The organism is Leucobacter soli, assembly GCF_042659205.1.
In the GTDB taxonomy this organism is placed as follows: domain Bacteria; phylum Actinomycetota; class Actinomycetes; order Actinomycetales; family Microbacteriaceae; genus Leucobacter; species Leucobacter soli.
Map to the genome: position 1 here is coordinate 1 of NZ_JBHSRW010000305.1, position 2,275 is coordinate 2,275.

The window sequence follows — 2,275 nt, forward strand, 5'->3', positions numbered from 1 at the left end:
GGCCGCGCGGACTGCGGATGCGCGGCCGGTCGCCGTGCCGGTGAACGCTGCGTCGACGGGCGCCGCGCCGCCTGCCGGACGGAACCCGGGCACGCCGCAGGGAGGAGAGTTCGTATGATCGCCCTCGAACGCATCGAGAAGTCCTTCGGCGAGCGGAGGATCCTCGACGGTCTCTCCCTCGAGTTCGAGTCCGGCGCCGTCACCGCCGTCGTCGGCAGCTCGGGGGCCGGCAAGTCCACGCTGCTGCGCTGCATCGACTTCCTCGAGCACCCCGACAGCGGCCGAGTCGTGCTCGGCGATCTTGCGGTCGACGCCCGGACCGCGACGAAGCGCGAGATCCTCGAACTCCGTCGCCGCACCGCGATGGTGTTCCAGCAGTTCCACCTCTTCTCGCGCAAGACCGCCGCCGAGAACGTGGCGGAGGGGCTGCGCGTCGTCCGCGGTCTCCCGCGCCGGGATGCGGAGCGGGACGCGCTGCAGTTCCTCGACCGGGTGGGCCTGACCGCGCATGCGCACCAGTATCCGGCGCAGCTCTCCGGCGGCCAGCAGCAGCGGGTCGGCATCGCCCGAGCGCTCGCGATGGATCCCGACGTCCTGCTGCTCGACGAACCCACGAGCGCACTCGACCCCGAGCTGGTCGGCGAGGTGCTCAGCACGATCCGCGGCATCGCCGAGGCCGGGCAGACGATGATCATCGTCTCGCACGAGATGCACTTCGTACGCCAGGTCGCCGGACGCATCGTGTTCCTGGAGCACGGACGCGTGGTCGAGGACGCCCCGCCCGAGACGTTCTTCGGCGCCGACGTGACGGACCGCACCCACGAGTTCCTGCGGGAGTACCATCTGGCCAGAGGCACGCCCGACTACCAGATCTGAGTACCGGACCCGGATCCGCCGTCGCGCGAATCACCACCACCCATCCGATCCCTCCCGCATCGTCAAGGAGCATCTCCCATGCCCGGCACCGCACGCCCCAGTCTCGGCTTCATCCACCTCGTCCCGTTCGACCGGGACGACCCGAAGCGCGGCCTCGACGACGGCATCGAGCTGTTCCGCTACGCCGAGGAGCTCGGCTTCGACAGCGGCTGGGTGCGCACGCGCCACCTGCAGCGCGGGCTGCCCTCGCCGGCCGTGTTCTTCGGCGCCGTGGCCCAGCGCACCACACGGCTGCAGCTCGGCACCGCGGTGATACCGCTCGGCTTCGAGAACCCGTTCCGTCTGGCCGAGGACCTCGCGACCTCCGACCTGATCACCGGTGGTCGGCTCCTGCCCGGCCTCAGCGTGCATCCCCCCGCCTACGACGACGCCGTCAACGATCTCGTCCACGACACGGGCTGGCGCGAGGAGGACTACGGCTACGGCCGCGTCGAGCGGCTGCGCGGGCTGCTCGCGGGCGAACGCGTGCGCGAGGTCCCCGAATACCAGGGGATCGGCGGCGACTTCGACAGCGAGCGCGTCGAACCGCACAGCCCGGGCCTCGCGTCCCGGCTCTGGTACGGCGGCGGATCGCAACGATCCGCGCGCTGGGCCGGATCGGCGGGGCTCAACTGGCTCGTCTCGAACATCAGCACGCTCGAGCTGCCGGAGGGCGGTACCGCCGAACTGCCGGAGGGCGACGCGATCGACTTCGCCGGTGCGCAGCGCGCTCAGATCGACGCCTACCGCGATGCGCTGCCGGAGGGCGCCGACGGTCGGGTGTCGGTGGCACGAGTCGTCGTGCCGACCGACGGGGCGAACGCGGATCAGCTGCGACGCTACTCCGAGTACGTCGAGCGACGCACGCCGCGCACCGCGAAAGTCCACAGTGCTGGCACGATCATCGCGACGGACATCTTCGGCACCAGCGAGGAGATCGTCGCACGCATCCGAGGAGACGTCGCGTTCCAGGCCGCCGACGACTACATCTTCGAGCTGCCGTTCGAGCTCGAGCTCGCCGACTGGAAGCACATCCTGCATGAGCTGGCGACGGTCGTCGGCCCGGCCCTCGGCTGGCGGGCGGCGGCATGAGCGGGGCGCCGGCGCCGACGCCGGCATCGGTGCCGAGCACCGGCGGAGCGAGTGGGGCGGGCGTCGTCGTCGGGCTCGCCGGTCCCGACGAGTTCGAGGCTGTGGATCGGCTGATCGACGCGGCCTACCGCCACGACTACGGCCCGAGCGAGCACGAGGATCCCTCGCGGTTCGCCGCCGTCCGCGCCGAGCGCTTCGACGTCTGGGTCGCGCGCGAAGGGGAGGAACTGCTGGGCAGCGTGACCACCCGCCGCGCGGGCGGGCCCAG

At 71.6% G+C, this 2,275-nt stretch carries 2 protein-coding genes and 1 pseudogene; all 3 read left to right on the forward strand.

What is annotated here, in order from left to right:
- Nucleotides 1–114: 114 nt before the first annotated feature.
- Nucleotides 115–876 (forward strand): amino acid ABC transporter ATP-binding protein, encoded by a 762-nt coding sequence (locus ACFPZL_RS12470; protein WP_218116151.1) that lies wholly within the window; start codon nucleotides 115–117, stop codon nucleotides 874–876.
- A gap of 78 nt (nucleotides 877–954) precedes the next feature.
- A complete protein-coding gene (locus tag ACFPZL_RS12475; RefSeq protein WP_218116150.1) occupies nucleotides 955–2,007 on the forward strand; it encodes an LLM class flavin-dependent oxidoreductase in 1,053 nt (350 codons plus the stop codon).
- Nucleotides 2,004–2,275, forward strand: a pseudogene (locus tag ACFPZL_RS12480) (hypothetical protein); the annotation flags it as partial. The gene ACFPZL_RS12475 and the pseudogene ACFPZL_RS12480, both read left to right, overlap by 4 nt.

Bases quoted from the DNA above. Each gene is read 5' to 3' on its own strand.
- ACFPZL_RS12470 (WP_218116151.1), top strand. From the start codon at position 115: ATGATCGCCCTCGAACGCATCGAGAAGTCCTTCGGCGAGCGGAGGATC.
- ACFPZL_RS12475 (WP_218116150.1), top strand. From the start codon at position 955: ATGCCCGGCACCGCACGCCCCAGTCTCGGCTTCATCCACCTCGTCCCG.